This is a genomic window from Paucibacter sp. KCTC 42545 (assembly GCF_001477625.1).
In the GTDB taxonomy this organism is placed as follows: Bacteria; Pseudomonadota; Gammaproteobacteria; order Burkholderiales; family Burkholderiaceae_C; genus Paucibacter_A.
Map to the genome: position 1 here is coordinate 2,696,961 of NZ_CP013692.1, position 19,241 is coordinate 2,716,201.

The window sequence follows — 19,241 nt, forward strand, 5'->3', positions numbered from 1 at the left end:
CCGGCAATGACCCGACCCGGCCAGGTGCCTAGCGGCGGCTGCAGCGACCTAGCAACGGTCCTCCTCATAAAATCTCGCCATGAATGATCAAGTGCTGTTTGACTACACCCGCCAAGACGCCCAAGGCCAAAGCTGTACCGTCCAGGCCTGGGCCAAAGTCCCCGCCCCCCTGAGCCCCGCCGAACGCGCCAGCCTGAAGGCCGAGGCCGCCGCCCTCTTGAAGGCCAACAACGCCGTGCTGGTGGCGCATTTCTATGTGGACGGTGATCTGCAAGACCTGGCACTGGAAACCGGCGGCATCGTCTCCGACTCGCTGGAAATGGCCCGCTTCGGCCGCGACCACGCGGCGCAAACCTTGCTGGTGGCCGGCGTGCGCTTCATGGGCGAAACGGCCAAAATCCTGAGCCCCGAGAAGCGGGTGCTGATGCCCGATCTGGACGCAACCTGCTCGCTGGACCTGGGCTGCCCCGCCGAGGACTTCAACGCTTTTTGCGACGCCCACCCGGACCGCCAAGTGGTGGTCTACGCCAATACCAGCGCGGCCGTGAAGGCGCGCGCCGACTGGATGGTGACCAGCTCCTGCGCGCTGGAAATCGTTGCCGACTTGAAGGCCAAGGGTCAAAAAATCCTCTGGGCCCCGGACCGCCACCTGGGCCGCTACATCCAGGAAAAAACCGGCGCCGACATGCTGATGTGGAACGGCGCCTGCATCGTGCACGACGAGTTCAAGGGCGTGGAGTTGCAACTGCTGCGCGAGCAGCATCCCGGCGCCATGGTGCTGGTGCACCCCGAGTCACCGCAAAGCGTGGTGGCGCTGGCCGATGTGGTGGGTTCCACCTCGGCCCTGATCAAGGCCGTGGTGGAGGGCCAGGCACAGGAATACATCGTCGCCACTGACAACGGCATTCTTCATCGCATGCGCCAGCTGGCGCCGGGCAAGACCTTGATCGAAGCGCCCACCGCCGGCAATAGCGCCACCTGCAAGAGCTGCGCCCATTGCCCATGGATGGCGATGAACAGCTTGCAAGGCCTGATTGATTGCCTGCGCCACGGCCAGGGCGCCATCGAGCTGGACGAGGCCACCCGCATCAAGGCCAAGACTTGCATTGACCGCATGCTGGACTTCACCGCCGCGCTGAAGAACCAGCGCGCTGGCCTGGTGCCCGGCATCGGTGCGGCATAGGCGTAATTGGCCAGGCCAATGACATAGGCGGCGAATCAAGTCGCCGCAGCGGATTCGAAATGGCCAGCGGAAGCTGGCCTTTTTTTGCCCGCAAGCCAGGCGAAAAGCCTTATCGTGTCAGCCGATGCTTTTGCGGGAGAACCCACCATGAATCAAGATTTCAGCTCGATCTACAACCATCACGAACGCGAAGTGCTGGCCGCGGTGATGAAGTCGTCCGCCGATTTCCCGCAGATTGCGGCCGACCCCGACCTGCTTTGCGATGTGGCCTGCGTGGCGCTGAACCGCCTGCCGCCGCGCTACATCCGCCACGCGGTGGACTTTCTGTTTTATCTGACCGAGCATGAGCGGCGCGAGATCGACGCCGCCATTGACGAAGCCGTGGGCTACGCCTTCCACTTCGTGCACGCCCGCGCGGCGCTGCGCGCCCAGCCCTGAGCGCCCAGCCCTAAGCACTTAAGGCGATAGCTTCAGCGGGTTTTCAAACCCCGTTCCGCCACCAGCACAGTCGGGAAGCTGACCGGCAAGGTGCGCGGATAGTCGCGGCTGAAATGCAGGCCGCGGCTCTCATGCCGCAGCAAGGCCGAACGCACGATCAGCTCGCCGCAATCCAGCAGATTGCGCAGCTCCAGCAGATCGCGGCTGACGCGGAAATTGGCGTAGTAGTCATCCACCTCGCCGCGCAAGAGTGCGATGCGATGCAGCGCCCGCTCCAGGCGCTTGGTGGTGCGCACGATGCCCACATAGTTCCACATCAGCAGGCGCAACTCGTCCCAGTTGTGCGAGATGACCACCTGCTCGTCGGCATCTTCCACCTGGCTCTCATCCCAGGCCGGCAGCGGCGCGGCGGCGTGTTGCGGCTGCGCCTGGATGTGGCTGGCGCAGGTCTGGCCCAGCACCACGCATTCCAGCAATGAATTGCTGGCCAGGCGGTTGGCGCCGTGCAGGCCGGTGTAACTGGTTTCCCCCACGGCGTAGAGGCCCGGCAGATCGGCGCTGCCGTTCATATCGGTGACCACGCCGCCGCATGTGAAATGCACCGCCGGCACGACCGGAATCATCTGCGTGGCAATGTCGATGCCCAGGCCTAAGCAGCGCGCATGGACGGTGGGGAAATGCTCTTTCAAGAAGTCCTCGCCCAGATGGCGGGCGTCCAGCCAGACATGGTCCAGGCCGTGCTTTTTCATCTCGAAATCGATGGCGCGGGCGACGATGTCACGCGGTGCCAACTCCATGCGCTCATCGTGCGCCGCCATGAAACGGCTGCCATCGGGCAGCTTCAAATGCCCGCCCTCGCCGCGCAAGGCCTCGGTGATCAAAAAGCTGCGTTCCTGCGGGTGGTAGAGGCAGGTCGGGTGGAACTGGATGAACTCCATATTCGCCACCCGGCAACCCGCACGCCAGGCCATGGCGATGCCATCACCGGTGGAGGTGTCGGGGTTGGTGGTGTAGCGATAAACCTTGCCCGCGCCGCCGGTAGCCAGCACCACCGCTTGGGCGGCCAGTGCCTCGACCTTTTGCGAGTCGATGTCGAGCGCATAGATGCCGTAGCAGCGCGGCTCTTCATCGCGCTGCAGATGGCGCGAGGTGATCAGGTCCAGCGCCATCCAGCGTTGGCGCAGTTCGATATTCGGGTGCGCCGCGGCCACGGCCAGCAGTTGGTCGTGGATGGCTTTGCCGGTGGCATCGGCGGCATGGGCGATGCGGCGTACGGCGTGGCCGCCCTCGCGGGTGAGGTGCAGACCCAGCGGACCGCTGCTGTCGGGCGTGAAGGGAACGCCTTGCTGCACCAACCAAGCCACCGCCTGCGCACTTTGCTCGGCGATGAAGCGGGCCGTGGCCTCGTCCACCAAGCCGGCGCCGGCTTCCTGGGTGTCGCGCACATGGCTGTCAATGCTGTCGTCCTGGCCCAGCACGCCGACGATGCCGCCTTGCGCCCAGGCGGTAGCGCCCTCGCCCAATTCACGCTTGGCCAGCACGATCACGCGCATGCGGTCGGCCAGATGCAAGGCCGTGGTGAGCCCGGCCAAGCCGGCGCCCACGATCACCACGGGCAGAGTTGTCGTCGAAGACAGGGGGGCAGAGGAGGACATGTGGCCTTTGGCGCGCGCCCCTAGCAAGGCCGCCGCGCCGTCAATGTGAAGCGTGCATTCTAAAGAGCGGCAGCGGCATCCCGTCGGGCGCCCTTCCCCATGACCTTACGCACACCTCTTTGTGTCCCTTGCCGGCGGCGCCAGAAGTAAATCGCAGCGCCAATCAGCAAAAGCGCCCAGCCCAGCAGCATCGCCACCACGCCCAGGCCAGAGGGTGCTTCCGTCGGCCCCTGCTGCAATTGCTTGCTCAGCAGATCAACTTGCGCGTCCAGGCTGCGCTGCTCGCGCTGCAATTGATTGAACTCACGCTCGGCTTCGCGCAGACGCGTCGCCACGGCCTCGGGGGTCGACAGCAAAGCCTCGCCGACATCCTGGGCCAGGCGCAGCACCAAGCTCAAACGGTTGCTGGAATCGTCGTGCTGCCAGTTGTCGACCAATGATGCACGCCGCTTGGGCAGGCCCACTTGCCCGTCCAGGCGCAGGCCTGATTCGGTGGCCAAGGTGAGCGGCGTCTTGGCCTGAGGCTGGGCCTTGGCCGGGTGTGAGGCCGGCACGGCGGGCGCAATGCCAGCCGCGCTCGGCGCCCATTTCAAGTCACCGGTCGTGGTCACGGCGGCATGCGCTGCTGGCCCCGACTGGGCCGGGTCCACAAACGCAGTCAGATGTTGCAGCGGGCAGCCGATGGCCAGCTTGATCACCGGCTCTTCGATCGGCACGCTGCTGCGCAGCCACACGGTGCCGGATTGGGTCTCGGGATGCAGCTCCACCGTCTTCTGCACGTCACCCGCGGTCAGGCGATGTTCGCCTGACTCGATATGCACCTGAATGCAATCCGGGTTAAGCGTCTCCCCCGCATTCATGCGCAAGGGCAGCTTCAGCGACAGCGGCTCGCCCAAGCCCGACAGCGTTTGCGGCCGCCCCAGCTCGAAGGCCTGCGCCGGCGAAGTCAAGCTCAGCAAGAGGCCCAGCTGAGCAGCGAGATGAGCAGCAAAAACGGCGGCAGCGCGGCGGCGTGAGGGCACGGGTTGGCGGCTTTCTGCGAAGGCTGAAGGGGTCAAGGAAAGCCCGCTTTTTAGCGCGAGCTGCAAGCGCAAAAGACAGGGCATGACATCTGCCCTGGCACTCTAGCACGCAGCCCGCCCTGACTTGGGCGCGCTGCCCGGCCGTGGGTGGCCCCACCGCTACAATCCAGCCACCCAAAACCAGGCCGCAACCATGCCCCTTCACACCTCGTCCTTGACCCGCTTCCCCCTGCACGCGCTGGCCCTGAGCTTGGCGCTTGGTTTGAGCGCCGGCGCTGCCCGGGCCGACGAAGTGAGCGATGCCCAGGCCCTGCTGGCCAAAGGCAATGCGGGTGATGCACTGAAGAAGGTGGACCAAGCCCTGGTGGCCAAGCCCAATGACCCGCGCCTGCGCTTGCAGCGCGGCAATGCCCTGGCCCAGCTCAAGCGCGAGCCCGAAGCGATTGCGGTGTTCCAAAAGCTGATCGAAACCAACCCCGAGCTGCCCGGCCCCTACAACAACCTGGCCGTGCTCTACGGCAATCAAGGTGATTTCGAGAAGGCGCGGCAAGCCCTGGAGTTGGCCATCCGCACCAATCCCAGCTATGCCACCGCCTTCCAGAACCTGGGCGATGTCTACGCCCGCTTGGCCGGCCAAGCCTACAAAAAAGCCCTGGCTCTGGACAAGGGCGACAACCAACTGCCGCTGAAGCTGGCCGTGGTGCAAAACGTGTTTGAGCCCAGCGTGGACCCGCGCGCGGCGAAAGCGGCGGCCGTGGCACCAACTCCAACGCCTGCTCCTGCTCCCGCGCCAGTTCCTGCCCCCGCTCCGGCGCCGGCTCCAGTGGCTGCCGCCAAACCTGCCACCCCGCCCGCAGTCAGTGCGCCTGCACCGGCGCCTGTGGTGCAGGCCAAGGCAGCAGCCCCGGCACCCGTCGTGGCTAGCGCGCCGGCCACTACCGTCGCAGCCAAGCCAGCCGCGGCAACAACGGCCACCGCAACGCCCGTGGCCAAGCCTGAGGCGCCGAAAGTTGAGGTCACCAAGGCCGAAGCCGCCAAGCCGAACCCGCAGCAAGAATCGCAGCAAGCCATCGAAAAAGCCGTGCAGAACTGGGCCAAGGCCTGGAGCCAGCGCGATATGGACGACTACTACAAGGCCTACACGCCCGACTTCAAGGGCAAGGCCGCCACGCGCAAGGCCTGGGAAGAAGACCGCCGCATCCGCATCATGGGCAAGAAGAAGATCGCAGTGGAAGTCTCCGGCCTGAAGATCAAGGTGGATGGCGATGGCAACAAGGCCACCGTCACTTTCCGCCAGAACTACACCTCGGACGCACTGAGCGTGAAGAGCAGCAAGACTCTGAGCCTGGTGAAGTCCAAGTCGGGCGCCTGGCTGCTGAGCCAAGAATCTTCCAGCTGAGCCGCCGCACCGAACGCAAGCCAGCCGCGTGCCCAGAACGATTGATGTGACGACCGAGATGCAGCCAGAGCAGTCCCCCCCGAGTAAGAAGCCAGCCTCCGCCACCGGCAAACTCTGGTTGCGTGGCGCCCTGCTGGTGGGCGGCGCCACCGCCGCGGCCGTGCTGGGCCTGACGGGCATGAATATGCTGTCCTCCCGCGTCGAAGCGAATGCGCCGCTGGGCCTGGGTTTTGGCCACAAGGCCGCGCCCGCCAAAGCAGAGCCCAGCATCCTGACGGCGCAGATCAATACCCAGACCCCGGAAGGCCAGCTGATCTCGGCCTTCCAGATGCTGGCACGCGGTGAGGAGCCCCAAGCCTTCGCCACCGTGCAGGCCCTGGTCGCCAAGCAGCCTGATTTTTCGCTGGCGCAGCTGACTTATGCCGATCTGCTGCTGGCCCGCACCACGCCCGAGGCGGCAGCACAAGCCCATCTGGGCGCCACGCCCGAGCAGATCAGCCGCGCCAATGCCTTGCGCACCGAGGCGCAGCTGCGCCTGGCCGCGCTGGTGGAGCGGCCGCCGCAAGACGCGGTGCCCAAGGAGTTGGTGGGCTTGTCCAGCTCGTTGCGCCACGCCATCGTGGTGGACACGGCCAAGGCCCGGCTTTACCTGTTCGAGAACAGCGCCGAGCACGGCCTGCGCCTGGTCAAGGACAGCTATATCTCGCTGGGCAAGGCAGGCATTAGCAAGCAGGTGGAAGGCGATCAGCGCACGCCCCTGGGCATCTACCAGGTGGGCATACGGCGCGACGAGGCGGTGGCCCGCTACGGCGCGGCCGCCCTGCCGCTCAACTACCCGAATGAGTACGACCGCTTGCTGGGCCGCAGCGGCAGCAGCATCTGGCTGCATGGCGAGCGCGCCGGCAGCTATGCGCGCGGCCCGCAGTCCACCGATGGTTGCATCGTGCTCAGCAACGACGATATGCAGTACTTGGCCGACACCGTCAAGGCACGCGAGACGCCGGTGCTGATCCTGGAACATGTGGACTGGGTCGCCAAGCAAGGCGCCAAGCCCGATATCGCGCCCGGCTTCGAAGCCGCTTACGCCAGCTGGCAAGCCGCGCGCAAGAGCCAGGACGCCGCCACCTTGCGCAGCCTTTACGAGCCCGATCTGCAGCGCGGCTCGGACAGCGAGGCCAAGCGCCTGGAGCACAAGCTCAGCCTGATGCAAAACCACGCGCTGCCGCTGCAAAGCCTGGAGCGCCTGAGCGTGCTGCCCGGCCACGATCTGGAACCCATCATGATCGTCACCTACCGCGAGCAAAGCGGCAGCGACGCCGCCCCGCTGCTCAAGCGCCAGTACTGGCGCGAGCAAGCCGGCAAGTGGCGGATCTTTTTTGATGGCGTGGTGAGCTGATTGGCGCGGGCGTCGGCTTGACGCCAAGCCAAGCCAAGCCAAGCCAGATCACACCAATGAAAGAGGCGAGCCATTTGGCCCGCCTCTTTTTTTCTAGCGACGGCGCTATCTAGCTAGCCGTCAACGCAGCTCTCAATGCACCGTGCGCCCGAACTGGAACACGCCGTCGACCACATCCACCGGGATCACATCCTTGGGGCCGAACTTGCCTTCCAGAATCAGCCGGGAGAGCGGATTCTCGATACGCTGCTGAATAGCGCGCTTGAGCGGGCGGGCCCCAAACACCGGGTCGAAGCCCACTTTGGCCAGTTCCGCCACGGCTTCTGGGCTGACGTCCAGCGTCATCTCCATCTTCTCCAGGCGCTGCTCCAGGGTCTTGAGCTGGATCTTGGCGATGTCGGCGATGTGCGCCGCATCCAAGGCATGGAAGATCACGGTTTCGTCGATGCGGTTCAGGAACTCAGGGCGGAAATGCGCCTTCACCTCGCCCCACACGGCGTCGCGAATCACCTCGGTGGGCTCGCCCACCAAGGCCATGATCTGCTGTGAACCCAGATTGCTGGTCATGACGATGACGGTGTTCTTGAAGTCCACCGTGCGGCCCTGCCCATCGGTCAGGCGACCATCATCGAGCACCTGCAGCAAGACGTTGAACACATCCGGGTGGGCTTTTTCCACCTCGTCCAGCAGCAGCACGGCATAGGGCTTGCGTCTCACCGCCTCGGTCAAGGCGCCGCCCTCTTCGTAACCCACATAGCCCGGAGGCGCACCGATCAGGCGGCTGACCGAGTGCTTCTCCATGAACTCACTCATATCGACACGGATCAGATGATCCTCGCTGTCGAACAAGAAGCCGGCCAGGGCCTTGCACAGCTCGGTCTTGCCCACGCCCGTGGGGCCGAGGAAGAGGAAGCTGCCGGTCGGCCGGTTCGGGTCCGACAAGCCCGCGCGCGAACGGCGGATGGCATCGGCCACCGCGTGAATCGCTTCGTCCTGACCCACCACGCGCTGGTGCAGCTTGGTTTCCATTTGCAGCAGCTTGTCGCGTTCGCCCTGCATCAGCTTGGCGACCGGGATGCCGGTGGCACGAGCCACCACTTCGGCGATTTCTTCGGCGCCGACCATGGTGCGCAGCAGGCGCGGCCGAGCGTCCGGGCCCTTCTTGCCGGCTTCCGTGGCCTGGGCGGCTTTGAGCTTCTTCTCCAGCTCGGGCAGCTTGCCGTATTGCAGTTCGGCCACCTTGTTGAAGTCGCCCTTGCGGGTCAGCTCCTCGATCTGGAAGCGGATCTTGTCGATCTCTTCCTTCACATGCGCCGAGCCCTGGGCTTGCGCTTTCTCGGTGGTCCAAATCTCTTCCAGTTCGGCGTACTCGCGCTGCAGCTTGAGCAGTTCTTCCTCGATCAGGTCGAAGCGCTTTTTCGAACCCTCGTCCTTCTCGCGGCGCACCGCCTCGCGCTCGATCTTGAGCTGAATCATGCGGCGATCCAGCTTGTCCATGACCTCGGGGCGTGAGTCCAGCTCGATCTTGATCTTGGCTGCGGCCTCGTCGATCAGGTCAATCGCCTTGTCGGGCAAGAAGCGGTCGGTGATGTAGCGATGGCTGAGCTCAGCGGCCGCAATGATGGCGGGGTCGGTGATCTCCACGCCGTGATGCAGTTCGTACTTTTCCTGCAAGCCGCGCAGGATGGCGATGGTGGCCTCCACCGTGGGCTCGCCCACCATCACCTTCTGGAAGCGGCGCTCCAGGGCGGCGTCTTTCTCCACATATTTGCGGTACTCGTCCAGGGTGGTGGCGCCGATGCAATGCAACTCGCCGCGCGCCAGCGCGGGCTTGAGCATATTGCCCGCGTCGATGGCGCCCTCGGCCTTGCCGGCGCCCACCATGGTGTGAATCTCATCGATGAAGAGAATGGTCTTGCCTTCGTCCTGGGCCACTTCCTTGAGCACGCCCTTGAGGCGCTCTTCGAAGTCGCCGCGGTACTTGGCACCGGCCAGCAGCAAGGCCATGTCCAGCACCAGGATGCGTTTGTTCTTCAGGCTGTCGGGTACCTCGCCGTTGACGATGCGTTGCGCCAGGCCTTCCACGATGGCGGTCTTGCCCACGCCCGGCTCGCCGATCAGCACCGGATTGTTCTTGGTGCGGCGCTGCAGCACCTGGATGGCGCGGCGGATCTCATCGTCACGGCCGATCACCGGGTCCAGCTTGCCCAGGGCAGCACGTTCGGTCAGATCCAGGGTGTATTTCTTGAGCGCTTCGCGCTGGCCTTCGGCCTCCGCGCTGTCGACCTTCTGGCCGCCGCGCACGGCATCAATCGCGGCTTCAAGCGCCTTGCGGTTGAGGCCATGGCCACGGGCCACACCAGCCAGGTCGCTCTTGGCGTCACTCAAGGCGAGCAAGAACATCTCGCTGGCGATGAACTGATCCTCGCGCTTATTGGCTTCCTTTTCGGTCGCCTGCAACAAGGCCACCAAGTCGCGCCCGGCGCCCACTTGCTGGCCTTCGCCCTTGACCTGGGGCAGGCCGGCGATGATGGACTCCAGCGCTGTTTTCAGCGCCGCGGCATTGACCCCGGCGCGCTCCAGCAGCGCCCGTGGGCCATCGTCTTGCAGCAGCATCGCCGCCAGCAAGTGCGCCGGCTCGATATAGGGGTTGTCGCGGGCAATCGCGAGACTGGAGGCCTCATTCAAAGCCTCTTGGAACCGAGAAGTGAATTTGTCGACACGCATGATGATTGGAACCTCCGTGGGCTTGCAAGTGGGTGCAGTGAAGGTCATTTCAAGCCCCGGCGGTTTGATCTGGCGCAAGCCAGTTGAAGGGTGAGCGGGCTGAACAGCGAAGCCCCGGCATCGGCGGAATTGCCGGGTGTTGCGTGATTACTTCGCCCCCATGACGGCACAGGGATCCGGACATATAGTCAAGCACCACCATGCACCCGGTAGGAAGACATGCAGCAAGGGCCCCGCGTGTTTTTGAGTCCACCCGATCAAGCGAGGCGTCCTTTGATGGCAAGCGCTGGCCGTCAGCTGATGGCCTCCTTGCTGTTGGCACTTGGCGTGGCTGGCGTGCACGCCGACGACACGGGCGACAACTCGCCCAGCAGCCTGCGGCTCAGCGGCTTTGGCACCTTAGGCATGAGCCACACCCGCAGCGACCGCGACTGGCTCTTGGCGCGTGAACAAACCCAGGTCGGCGCCAGCAGCGCTAGCAGCGCCCTGGTGGACTCACGGCTAGGCCTGCAACTGAACTGGGCGCCGGCCGAGCGCTGGGACACCGCGCTGCAACTGGTGCTACGGCAACGGGCCAGGGACGCCAGCTTGGGCGAGGCGGTGGAATGGGCGTTTGTGGGCTATCAAATCAGCACGGACTGGCATCTGCGCCTGGGCCGCACCAGCCCGGAAGTGTTTTTACAAGCTGACCTGCGCAATGTGGGCTATGCCCTGCCCTGGGTGCGACCCAATATCGAGTTCTATGGCTGGATGCCCATCAACTCGCTCGACGGCGCCGACCTCAGCCACATCTGGCACACCGAACACGCCGACTGGACCGCCAAAGTGCAACTGGGCAATGGCCTCAACACCATTCAAGCCTTGCGCATCGATGATTCTCTGCGCATACGCAACCGCAATACAGCCGTCCTCACCCTCAGCCGTGAGGCGGGGGCTTGGCTGATCAAGGCCAGCTATGCGCGCGCCGATATCGAGGTGAGGCCCGATGCCAACTTGCGGCTGTTGCAGCAGGCCTTGCAACAGATCACCGCACTGCCTGTGCCGTCCGTGGCGCAGCAAGCGCAGAACCTATCCGATGACTTGTACCCCCAGGGCTTGACGCAATACGCATCGCTGGGGCTGCAATACCAGTCCAGCACCTGGTTCGGCAGCGCCGAAGCCAGCCATGTCCACCTGGCCTCGGGTCTGTCAGCCGGCTGGCGAGGCTATGCCTCCTTGGGGCGACGTTGGCAGCGCCTGAGCGCCTACCTGATCGCTGGACGCAGCCAGGCGGACAAGATGCCCAACGCAGCACCCTTGAATTGGCAGGCTGAGCTGACCCCTATGATCGGCGCGCCGAACGCGGCCATGGCAACCGGCCTGGGCACCTTAGCTGCCGAAGCGGCCAACACCGCCCGCTTTGAGCAAAGCTCGATCGGTCTTGGCCTACGTTATGACTTCGCACCGCGCATGGCGCTCAAGCTGCAAGTAGATCAAGTCAACACCCAGGCCAACGGCGCCGGATCTTGGCGGCACAACACCTCTGAGCCGGGCAGCAGCCAGGTCTATTCCGCCACCCTGGACTTTGTCTTTTGAGCCGCATGGCTGACCGCACCATGCCCGCCCACACCCTGCCCCGCCGCCAAGCACTGCATCGTTTGCTGCGCCTAGGCGCTTTGGCTGTGGGGCTGACCGTGCTAGGGCTGGGCGGAACCCTGCCTTGCGCGGCGAAAGATGGGGCCGAGCTTTACGTCATCGTCAACAATAGCAACCCCCTGGCCAAAATCGACAAAAAAGAATTGATCGCCCTCTACACCGGCCGCAGCCGCAACTTCCCCGGCGCCGGGCCGGCCGAGGTCTTCGACCAGCCGCGGGACAGCGCGCAGCGCGAGGCTTTCTACCTGGCGCTCACCGGTATGGACCTGGCTCAGATCGACAGCTACTGGGCACGGCTCTTGTTCACAGGTCGGGTGGTGCCACCCAAAATGCTGGCGGGTGACTCAGCGTTGCTGGCCGAAGTCAAACGCAATCCGCGCGCCATTGCTTACCTGAGCAGCCCGCCAGCCGAAGGCCAGGCCAAGCTGGTGATGACCCTGAGCCGAAGCAACTGAGCATGAGAAAAGCCCTGCTCCGCTTTCAGAGCTACCATCGCAGCCTGCACGGCAAGTTCACACTCATTCTGATCGGCGTGGCCACCTTGCTCGCCTTGCTTGCCAGCCTGGTGGTGGTGCGACTGACCTTTGTGAAGGCCAGGGAATCAAGCACAACCACGCTGGAGTCCATGCTGAGCGCCATCGAGAAATCCGTTGCAGTAGGCGTTTACGCCGAAGACCAAGTGCTGCTGCTTGAACTGATCAAAGGCGTAGCCCGCGATCCCAATGTGGCCCGGGTCTGGGTGGAGGACACCGCCGGCAAGGTTTTGGCGGCCAGCCCGCTGGACGGCGGAAGCCCGGCGCCGCCCCCTGGCTCGGTCGAGGCTTCATTGCTGGTGACTCGGCGCCTGGTTTCACCCTTCGACGGCGCCGAAGAACTAGGGCATTTGCTGGCACAGGGCAGCTTGCCCCAGGTCATCCAGGAGGCCAATCTCCTGGCACGCTGGCTGGGCATCGCCCAGGCCACGCTGATCACCATTCTGGCCCTGCTGCTCAACCATGTGGTGCTGCTCATGCTGTCCAAGCCGATGATGCGGCTGAGCCAGCAACTCAGCACGATCGCACCCGGCAGCAGCCAGCGTCTCAGCGTGAACAGACGCCACCGCAATGACGAAGTAGGCACCGTCGTCATTGCGGTGAACGGCCTGCTGACGGCTACCGAAACCGCCTTGCAGGCCGAGCGCCAGCTGCGCGCCGAGATTGCGGCCATGGAGGCGCAGTACCGGCAGATCTTCAACCACACCAGCGCCGGCATCTTTGTGTTGACGCCAGGCGGGCGCCTGATCAATAGCAACCCGACCGTGCTGCGTCTGATCGATGCCGAGGGCGCAAGCCCGGCCGACTTGGCCAGCAAGGACTTTGTGGACGCCGTTTTTGCCGATCCCGAGCAAGTACGCCGAATGATTGCCGACGCCAGTACCCAGGGCCAAACCATGGCCGCCGACCTGGCCCTGCGCAGCAAAGGCAGCGAGCAGCGCTGGGTGCACTGCCTGATTTCGGTTCAGCAAGCCAGCGCCGACATGGCCGAAGGCATGGTGGAGGGCGTGATCTACGACGTCACCCAACGCAAGTCAGAGGAAACGGCGGCCAGCCATCAAGCCCTGCACGATGGGCTGACTGGGCTGAAAAACCGTGTCGGCGTCATCGCCGCGCTGGATCAGATGCTGCAGCAAGCCCAGGCCAGCGGTCACGCGGTGACCTTGCTGTTTCTGGACCTGGACGGCTTCAAAAAGGTGAATGACGAACTCGGCCATGAGGCCGGCGACGCCGTGATCGTGGAGTGCGCCAAACGCATGCGCGGCGTACTGCGCCGCAGCAGCGATATCGCGGGACGGGTGGGCGGCGACGAGTTGGTGCTGCTGCTCGACCGGGTGGATGCCGAAGCGCCGATGGTGCAAGCACTCGCCCAAAACTTGTTGCGCATCATCAGTGAACCCATCGCCTTGCGCGACGGCCGCACCGCCCAGGTAGGCGCCAGCATCGGCCTGGCCAGCTATCCACGCCACGCCCTGCACCGCGCCGCGCTGTTCAATGCCGCCGACGCGGCCATGTACGAGGTCAAGCGCCATGGCAAGAATGCCTGGCGGGTGGCCGAGTCGCTCAGCCAAGCCTAATCGGCTAATCCGCCTCAATCAGCCCATCAAAGCAAGGCCTGAGCCAGGCGCATGCCAAGGGCGGCTGCCGCCAGGGCGCCAAACATATGAGCCCCGCTGTGCAGCAGCGCCAGCCCGAGATCACCACGCTGCAGCAGCATCAAAGACTCGCCCGAAAAAGCCGAGAAGGTGGTCAAGCCACCCAGCAGCCCCGTCACCAGCAAGAGCTGCAAGACTTCATTGGGCGTGCGGGCAAACCACTCCAGCGAAATGCCAATCAGCAAGCCGCCCAGGAGATTGACGGCCAGAGTCCCGAGAGGAAAGCCCGCCCAAGTGGCATTCAGCCACAAGCCCGCGCGCCAGCGCAACAAAGCGCCGGCCGAGGCCCCGGCGGCTACCGCCAAGATCTTGAGCCAAAGTGGATTCATCAGCGGGTTCATTGTGCGTTGGCGCTCTGAATGCCCCAACGCGCCAGCGCCGCATCATCCGTCACCCGGGCATCGACCCAACGGGCGCCGCTGGCCAGCGTTTCCTTCTTCCAAAACGGGGCCTGGGTTTTCAAATAGTCCATCAAGAACTCGCAGGCCTGGAAGGCTTCGCCGCGGTGGGCGGAACTGACCAGCACCAGCACGATCTGCGCGCAAGCCGGCAGCACGCCCACCCGGTGGATGACACGGGCGCCGCGGATATTGAAGCGCTGGAACGCCTCGTCCACCATGGCCTCGATGCTGGCCTCGGTCATGCCGGGGTAATGCTCCAGCTCCATTTGAGACAGCACTTCCCCACCCACCTGGTCGCGCACCGTGCCCACAAAGCTGACCACAGCGCCAACGCCGCCGTCGTCGGCCCGCAAGGCCAGGGTTTCTTGGCTGAGGTCAAAGTCCTCGCTCTGGATGCGTACGCGCGGGGCGGAAGTGGATGCAGTCATGGCGGAATTGTGGCATCTGACGCGCGCCGCGCGAACGCGAAAGCCCAGGCCCAAACGACAGCGGAGGGCAAGATTCACCCCCGCTGTGCGGTGTCTTTCCTACAAAACGAGGAATGCTGCCATTCAGCGCAAGGCCGACTCGGGGATACTGCCGCCACCGAGCACGAGCCGGCCGGCGCCAGTCCAAACGATGAACCGGTGCTTCAGCCTGCAGCCACGATCACGAGGAGACCCGCACCATGAGCCTGATGGATTTCATCAAAAAGCAGTTCATCGACATCATCCAATGGACCGAGGATGGCGATGGCACCCTGGCTTGGCGCTTTCCGGTCGCAGACAAAGAAATTCAATACGGCGGCTCGCTGACCGTGCGGGAATCGCAAATCGCCGTCTTCGTCAACGAAGGCAAGGTGGCCGATGTGTTTGGCCCCGGCATGTACAAGCTCACCACCCAGACCCTGCCGGTGCTGACCTATTTGAAGAACTGGGACAAGCTGTTTGAGTCCCCCTTCAAAAGCGACGTCTACTTCTTCAGCACCCGCCAGCAGATCGACCAACGCTGGGGCACCCAACAGCCGGTGACGATTCGCGACAAGGACTTCGGCGCCGTGCGCTTGCGCGCCTTCGGCAACTTCGCCTACCGAATTGCCGACGCCAAGCTCTTCCACACCGAAATCTCCGGCACCCGCGAGCGCTACGGCGTGGCCGATCTGGACGGCCAGCTGCGCGGCCTGATGCTGCAACACATCAGCGACGCGGTAGCGCAAAGTGGCATTCCCTTTCTGGACCTGGCCGCCAATCAGGTCGAGTTTGCCAAGCAGTTGCTGCTGGCCACCGCACCTGAGTTCGAACGCCTGGGTCTGAAGCTTGAAGCCGTGACGCTGCAAAGCGTCTCGCTGCCGGAGGAGCTGCAAAAAATCCTCGACCAGAAAATCGGCATGGGCATGATTGGCAAAGACATGGGCCAGTTCATGCAGTACCAAACCGCGCAAGCCATCCCCAAGCTGGCTGAAGGCGTGGGCTCGGGCGGCGGCGGTGTGGCCGGCGACGCGATGGGCCTGGGGGCAGGTCTTGCCATGGGCCAGGTGCTGGCCCAGCAACTGGGCGCGGGCCTGGCGGGCACGGTCGCGGCGCCTGCTGCCGCGGCTGCTGCGGCGACCGCCGCAACTGTTGCTGCACCGGCACCAGCCGCCAATAGTGACGAAGTGTTTGCCATGCTGGAAAAGCTCGGCGCCCTGGTCAGCAAGGGCATCTTGACCGATGAAGAATTCGCTGCCAAAAAAGCCGAGCTGCTGAAGAAACTTGTCTGATTCGAACGCCTCCGCCCCGGCGCCCCAGCGCCGCTGGCAAGCGGCCTGCCCCAACTGCGGCGCCCCGCTTGAATTCGCCTCCGCCGCCAGCGCCTGCACCGTCTGCAGCTACTGTCGCAGCAGCCTGCTGCGCGAGGGCGAGGCGCTGCGCAAAATCGGCATCAGCGCCGAGCTGATCGAGGACTACTCGCCCCTGCAACTGGGCGCCTGCGGCCGCTACAGCGGCCAGGCCTTCACCGTGGTGGGCCGCCTGCAGCTGGGCTATGCCGAGGGCCAGTGGAACGAATGGCATTTGCTGTTTGATGGCAGCGAGGCGGTGCGCAAGAGCGCCTGGTTGGCCGAGGACAACGGCAGCTTTGTGCTCGCCTTCGATGCGCCACTGAGCAGCCCGCCCCCACCCGCCCACGCACTGACGCTAGGCAGCCAGCAAATCATCAACGGCCAGGCTTGGTCCGTGGCCGCACTGACACCCAGCACCTTGCTGGCCGCGCAAGGTGAATTGCCGCGCCCGCCCGAGTTGCAGCGCGAATACCTGGTGGCCGAGCTGCGCAGCGCCACAGACGAGGTCGGCACGCTGGACTATGCCAAGCCGGAGGCGCCGCAGTGGTCGCTGGGTCGGTCCGTGCGCATCGACGATCTGGCCATGCAGGGCTTGCGCGAAGAAAGCAGCAAGACCCTGGGCGCGCGCCAGTTCAATTGCCCGAGTTGCGGCGCCTCGCTAACGCCCAAGTTAAACGGCTCCAAGTCCTTGGTCTGCGGCCAATGCCAGGCGGTGATCGACATCAGCCAAATCGCGGCCGCCGAGCTGCCCCACTACGCGCAAACCAATGGCCGCGAGCCCGACATTCCCCTGGGCCGCAGCGGCTCGCTGGCCTTTGGCGATGGGCCATTGCTGAGCTGGCAGGTGGTGGGCTATCAGGAGCGCTGCGACATCCCCGACAGCGCGGATGACTTTGCCGAGCAAACCTTCTGGCGTGAGTACCTGCTGTTCAACAAGCGCGAAGGCTTTGTCTTCTTGGTGGACAGCGAAGACGGTTGGAGCCTGGTGCGCCCGCTGACCGGCGCGCCAACCCAGTCGCGCGCCCTGGGCTTCACCATCGAGTGGCAGGGCAAGACCTTCAAACGCCGTTACGCGCAAAGCTACACCGCCAAGAGCACCCATGTGCTGGGCGAGTTCTACTGGCAGGTCAAGCGTGATCAACGCGCGCTGGTCAGTGATTACGAATGCCGCGTCGGCGCCAGCAAAGAGTTGCTCAGCCGCGAGCAGACCGGCAATGAGGTGACTTGGAGCTGGGGTCGCACGCTGGACGCCAGCGTCGTCGCCAAGGCCTTCGGCCTGCCCTTGGCTAGCGATGCCGGGGCCTTGAGTGGCCTTGGGCGCAGCATTGGCAACAGCCTGGACGGAGACGGTGGCAGCATTCCTCGCAAGGTGGCGATTGCGCTCTTCGTGCTTTTCATCATCTTCATCTTTGTGCTGTCCAGCAACAGCGATGACTGTGACAACACCCGCGACACCTATGGCGAGAACAGCGCCGAGTACGCACAGTGCAAGCGCAGCGGCGGCAGCGGCGCGCGCGTGGGCGGCGGTACAGGCGGCTCTTACGGCGGCTACGGTAGCAGCGGCGGCGGCCACAAATGACACATCGCAAGGAGATTTCAAAATGACAGGTTTCGAATGGCTCAAGCCAGCCATCGTGCTGGGCTCCATCCTCTACGCCCTGATCGGCGTGCTGGTGTTCTGGATCAGCTTCATCATCATCGACAAGCTCACCCCCTACAAGCTGTGGGAGGAAATCGTCGAGCGCAAGAACGTGGCCCTAGCCATCGTGGTGGCAGCCATGTGCATCTCAATCGGGCAGATTGTGGCGGCGGCGATTCACGGCTGACGTGGCGCCGCCCGGGCCTGGCTTGGTCGGTGAGCCATGGGCAGAGTGCATCAGTTTGTAAGGCTGCTCGGTGGCGCAGCCCTGTGACGCCTACACTCGGCGACCCTCGCTCTCCTGACGCCAATAATCATGTCCACGATCCAACGCCTTATCGCTTCCACCTTGGTGGTTTCCTGCACGCTGATGAGCGTGCCGATGCGCGCCCACGCAGACATCATCCCCACCGAGGCCTTGCTCGCCCCCGCTGATTCGGCCATCACAGGCAGCGCCCGCGAGCGCGTGCAAGCGTTTTTTGAGCGCAGCGATGTGCAGCGCGCCCTGGTCGGCCAAGGCGTGGATGCCCAGGCCGCACAAGAACGCGTCAATGCCATGAGCGACGCCGAAGTGGCCCAACTGGACGGCCGCATTGCCCAAGCCCCCGCCGGCGGCGAAGTCCTGGGCCTGATCTTCACCATCTTCATCATCTTGCTGGTCACCGACATTCTGGGCCTGACCAAGGTCTTCCCCTTCACCCGCTCGGTGCGGTGAACCCAAGCAAGTCCAAGCACAACAAGCCCGCCTTGGCGGGCTTTGTTCTTGCTGGCGCCTCGGCTGTGCTGCTGCTCAGCGGCTGTGTGGCCACACCGGTGCGCGAGTTGCAAGCGCAATGGCCGGCCGAGCTGCCTGCACAGGTCCTGCTGGCCGACACGCCCTTCATCGCGCAAGAAGAATTCGAATGCGGCCCCGCCGCTCTGGCCATGCTGCTGCAGTCCGCCGGCATGACCGTCTCGGCCGAGCAACTCAAACCTCAGGTTTACCTACCCGGCCGTCAGGGCTCGCTCCAGCTTGAGATGCTGGTGGCCGCGCGCCGCCAGGGCTTGCCGGCTTACCTCGTGCCGCCGCGCCTGGATGCGGTGCTGGCCGAAGTGGCCGCTGGCCACCCAGTGCTGGTGTTTCAAAACCTGTCCTTGCCCGTCTATCCGGTTTGGCACTACGCCGTGTTGATCGGCTACGACCGCGAACGCAACACCGTCACCTTGCACTCCGGTGTGAGGTCCCAGCTGGAAATGTCGCTCTCCGCCTTCGAGCGCACCTGGGCGCGCGGCGCGCATTGGGCCATGCTGGCCCTGCCCGCCGATCAGCTCCCCGCCACCGCCCAGGCCGCCAGCTTTGGCCCGGCCATCGCTGCGCTGGAACGCCTGAACCCGGCAGCCGCAAGACCCGCCTATGCCCGCGCCCTGCAGCGCTGGCCGGATGACTTGCTGTTGATGATGGGCGCGGGCAACAGCGCCTATGCCAGCGGCGACCTGGCCGCCGCCGAGGCCGCCTTTCGCCGCGCAACCCGAGTTCATCCACAAGCGGCACTGGCCTGGAACAACCTGGCTCAGGTCTTGATGGAACGAGGGCAAAAGCCTGCTGCACGCGAGGCCATCACACGGGCCGTGGCCCTTGGCGGCCCGTTGCTGAGCCGCTACCAGGACTTGCAGCGCCTCTTGAACGCTGAGCCCTGAGGGGCGCGTCACAGCCCGACTGAGTGGCAGTGGATGAAGCCCAAGTGGCCGCCGAGCCGGCGCCCGCGCAGCCATGCAGTAAC

At 64.6% G+C, this 19,241-nt stretch carries 17 protein-coding genes; 12 read left to right on the forward strand and 5 right to left on the reverse strand.

Going from position 1 to position 19,241, the window contains the following annotated elements; all coding sequences use genetic code 11:
• The first annotated feature begins 79 nt into the window (after positions 1-79).
• Both nadA and AT984_RS11725 read left to right on the forward strand, forming a co-directional pair.
• Positions 80-1,183 carry a quinolinate synthase NadA gene (gene nadA / locus AT984_RS11720; protein WP_058720248.1) on the forward strand — a complete coding sequence of 368 codons (1,104 nt, stop codon included), beginning with the start codon at positions 80-82 and terminating at the stop codon, positions 1,181-1,183.
• A 147-nt stretch (positions 1,184-1,330) separates the two neighbouring features.
• Positions 1,331-1,621, forward strand: a complete 291-nt coding sequence (locus tag AT984_RS11725; RefSeq protein WP_058720249.1) for a late competence development ComFB family protein — start codon at positions 1,331-1,333, stop codon at positions 1,619-1,621.
• A 32-nt stretch (positions 1,622-1,653) separates the two neighbouring features.
• Here AT984_RS11725 and nadB read toward each other — a convergent pair whose 3' ends face one another.
• The gene (gene nadB / locus AT984_RS11730) at positions 1,654-3,276 is read right to left on the reverse strand and encodes an L-aspartate oxidase (RefSeq protein ID WP_058720250.1); all 1,623 of its coding nucleotides are present in this window, start codon (positions 3,274-3,276) and stop codon (positions 1,654-1,656) included.
• Between the two features lie 59 nt (positions 3,277-3,335).
• Entirely contained in the window at positions 3,336-4,298 is a 963-nt protein-coding gene (locus tag AT984_RS11735; RefSeq protein WP_156422001.1) for a type IV pilus assembly protein FimV, read from the reverse strand.
• 193 nt (positions 4,299-4,491) lie between these two features.
• Here AT984_RS11735 and AT984_RS11740 point away from each other — a divergent pair, with 193 nt between their 5' ends.
• The gene (locus AT984_RS11740; RefSeq protein WP_082680336.1) at positions 4,492-5,697 is read left to right on the forward strand and encodes a YybH family protein; all 1,206 of its coding nucleotides are present in this window, start codon (positions 4,492-4,494) and stop codon (positions 5,695-5,697) included.
• A gap of 28 nt (positions 5,698-5,725) precedes the next feature.
• On the forward strand, positions 5,726-7,093 hold the full coding sequence (locus AT984_RS11745; protein ID WP_156422002.1) for a L,D-transpeptidase family protein: 1,368 nt from the start codon (positions 5,726-5,728) through the stop codon (positions 7,091-7,093).
• A 132-nt stretch (positions 7,094-7,225) separates the two neighbouring features.
• Here AT984_RS11745 and clpB read toward each other — a convergent pair whose 3' ends face one another.
• Positions 7,226-9,820 carry an ATP-dependent chaperone ClpB gene (gene clpB, locus AT984_RS11750; RefSeq protein WP_058722274.1) on the reverse strand — a complete coding sequence of 865 codons (2,595 nt, stop codon included), beginning with the start codon at positions 9,818-9,820 and terminating at the stop codon, positions 7,226-7,228.
• Between the two features lie 276 nt (positions 9,821-10,096).
• Here clpB and AT984_RS11755 point away from each other — a divergent pair, with 276 nt between their 5' ends.
• From AT984_RS11755 to AT984_RS11765, 3 genes are read left to right on the forward strand one after another with little or no spacing between them, the layout of a single operon-like run.
• A complete protein-coding gene (locus AT984_RS11755; RefSeq protein ID WP_058720254.1) occupies positions 10,097-11,395 on the forward strand; it encodes a hypothetical protein in 1,299 nt (432 codons plus the stop codon).
• 5 nt (positions 11,396-11,400) lie between these two features.
• Positions 11,401-11,910, forward strand: a complete 510-nt coding sequence (locus tag AT984_RS11760) for a hypothetical protein (RefSeq protein ID WP_058720255.1) — start codon at positions 11,401-11,403, stop codon at positions 11,908-11,910.
• Positions 11,911-11,912: 2 nt separating this feature from the next.
• Complete coding sequence (locus tag AT984_RS11765; protein ID WP_058720256.1) at positions 11,913-13,565, forward strand: sensor domain-containing diguanylate cyclase; 1,653 nt, start codon at positions 11,913-11,915, stop codon at positions 13,563-13,565.
• A gap of 26 nt (positions 13,566-13,591) precedes the next feature.
• Here the strand turns inward: AT984_RS11765 and crcB are convergent, their stop codons facing one another.
• Together crcB and AT984_RS11775 are read right to left on the reverse strand one after the other, a co-directional pair.
• Positions 13,592-13,972 (reverse strand): fluoride efflux transporter CrcB, encoded by a 381-nt coding sequence (gene crcB / locus AT984_RS11770; protein ID WP_058722275.1) that lies wholly within the window; start codon positions 13,970-13,972, stop codon positions 13,592-13,594.
• A gap of 8 nt (positions 13,973-13,980) precedes the next feature.
• The gene (locus tag AT984_RS11775) at positions 13,981-14,472 is read right to left on the reverse strand and encodes a molybdenum cofactor biosynthesis protein MoaE (protein ID WP_058722276.1); all 492 of its coding nucleotides are present in this window, start codon (positions 14,470-14,472) and stop codon (positions 13,981-13,983) included.
• 239 nt (positions 14,473-14,711) lie between these two features.
• Between AT984_RS11775 and AT984_RS11780 the strand changes: the two genes are divergently transcribed.
• The 5 genes from AT984_RS11780 to AT984_RS11800 all read left to right on the forward strand — a co-directional run bounded on the left by AT984_RS11780 (position 14,712) and on the right by AT984_RS11800 (position 19,158).
• Positions 14,712-15,782: an SPFH domain-containing protein gene (locus tag AT984_RS11780; protein WP_058720257.1), complete on the forward strand. Its 1,071-nt coding sequence runs from the start codon at positions 14,712-14,714 to the stop codon at positions 15,780-15,782.
• A complete protein-coding gene (locus tag AT984_RS11785) occupies positions 15,775-17,421 on the forward strand; it encodes a DUF4178 domain-containing protein (RefSeq protein ID WP_058720258.1) in 1,647 nt (548 codons plus the stop codon). The genes AT984_RS11780 and AT984_RS11785 overlap by 8 nt, the downstream gene beginning before the upstream one ends.
• A 22-nt stretch (positions 17,422-17,443) precedes the next feature.
• On the forward strand, positions 17,444-17,668 hold the full coding sequence (locus tag AT984_RS11790; RefSeq protein WP_058720259.1) for a DUF350 domain-containing protein: 225 nt from the start codon (positions 17,444-17,446) through the stop codon (positions 17,666-17,668).
• A 129-nt stretch (positions 17,669-17,797) separates the two neighbouring features.
• Complete coding sequence (locus tag AT984_RS11795) at positions 17,798-18,196, forward strand: PA2779 family protein (RefSeq protein WP_058720260.1); 399 nt, start codon at positions 17,798-17,800, stop codon at positions 18,194-18,196.
• Positions 18,193-19,158 carry a PA2778 family cysteine peptidase gene (locus AT984_RS11800; protein WP_197418056.1) on the forward strand — a complete coding sequence of 322 codons (966 nt, stop codon included), beginning with the start codon at positions 18,193-18,195 and terminating at the stop codon, positions 19,156-19,158. The genes AT984_RS11795 and AT984_RS11800 overlap by 4 nt, the downstream gene beginning before the upstream one ends.
• Positions 19,159-19,241 lie beyond the last annotated feature (83 nt).

Bases quoted from the DNA above. Each gene is read 5' to 3' on its own strand.
- AT984_RS11775 (WP_058722276.1), bottom strand. From the start codon at position 14,472: ATGACTGCATCCACTTCCGCCCCGCGCGTACGCATCCAGAGCGAGGAC.
- AT984_RS11790 (WP_058720259.1), top strand. From the start codon at position 17,444: ATGACAGGTTTCGAATGGCTCAAGCCAGCCATCGTGCTGGGCTCCATC.
- nadB (WP_058720250.1), bottom strand. From the start codon at position 3,276: ATGTCCTCCTCTGCCCCCCTGTCTTCGACGACAACTCTGCCCGTGGTG.
- AT984_RS11795 (WP_058720260.1), top strand. From the start codon at position 17,798: ATGTCCACGATCCAACGCCTTATCGCTTCCACCTTGGTGGTTTCCTGC.
- AT984_RS11765 (WP_058720256.1), top strand. From the start codon at position 11,913: ATGAGAAAAGCCCTGCTCCGCTTTCAGAGCTACCATCGCAGCCTGCAC.
- crcB (WP_058722275.1), bottom strand. From the start codon at position 13,972: ATGAATCCACTTTGGCTCAAGATCTTGGCGGTAGCCGCCGGGGCCTCG.
- AT984_RS11780 (WP_058720257.1), top strand. From the start codon at position 14,712: ATGAGCCTGATGGATTTCATCAAAAAGCAGTTCATCGACATCATCCAA.
- AT984_RS11740 (WP_082680336.1), top strand. From the start codon at position 4,492: ATGCCCCTTCACACCTCGTCCTTGACCCGCTTCCCCCTGCACGCGCTG.
- AT984_RS11725 (WP_058720249.1), top strand. From the start codon at position 1,331: ATGAATCAAGATTTCAGCTCGATCTACAACCATCACGAACGCGAAGTG.
- AT984_RS11760 (WP_058720255.1), top strand. From the start codon at position 11,401: ATGGCTGACCGCACCATGCCCGCCCACACCCTGCCCCGCCGCCAAGCA.
- nadA (WP_058720248.1), top strand. From the start codon at position 80: ATGAATGATCAAGTGCTGTTTGACTACACCCGCCAAGACGCCCAAGGC.
- AT984_RS11755 (WP_058720254.1), top strand. From the start codon at position 10,097: ATGGCAAGCGCTGGCCGTCAGCTGATGGCCTCCTTGCTGTTGGCACTT.
- clpB (WP_058722274.1), bottom strand. From the start codon at position 9,820: ATGCGTGTCGACAAATTCACTTCTCGGTTCCAAGAGGCTTTGAATGAG.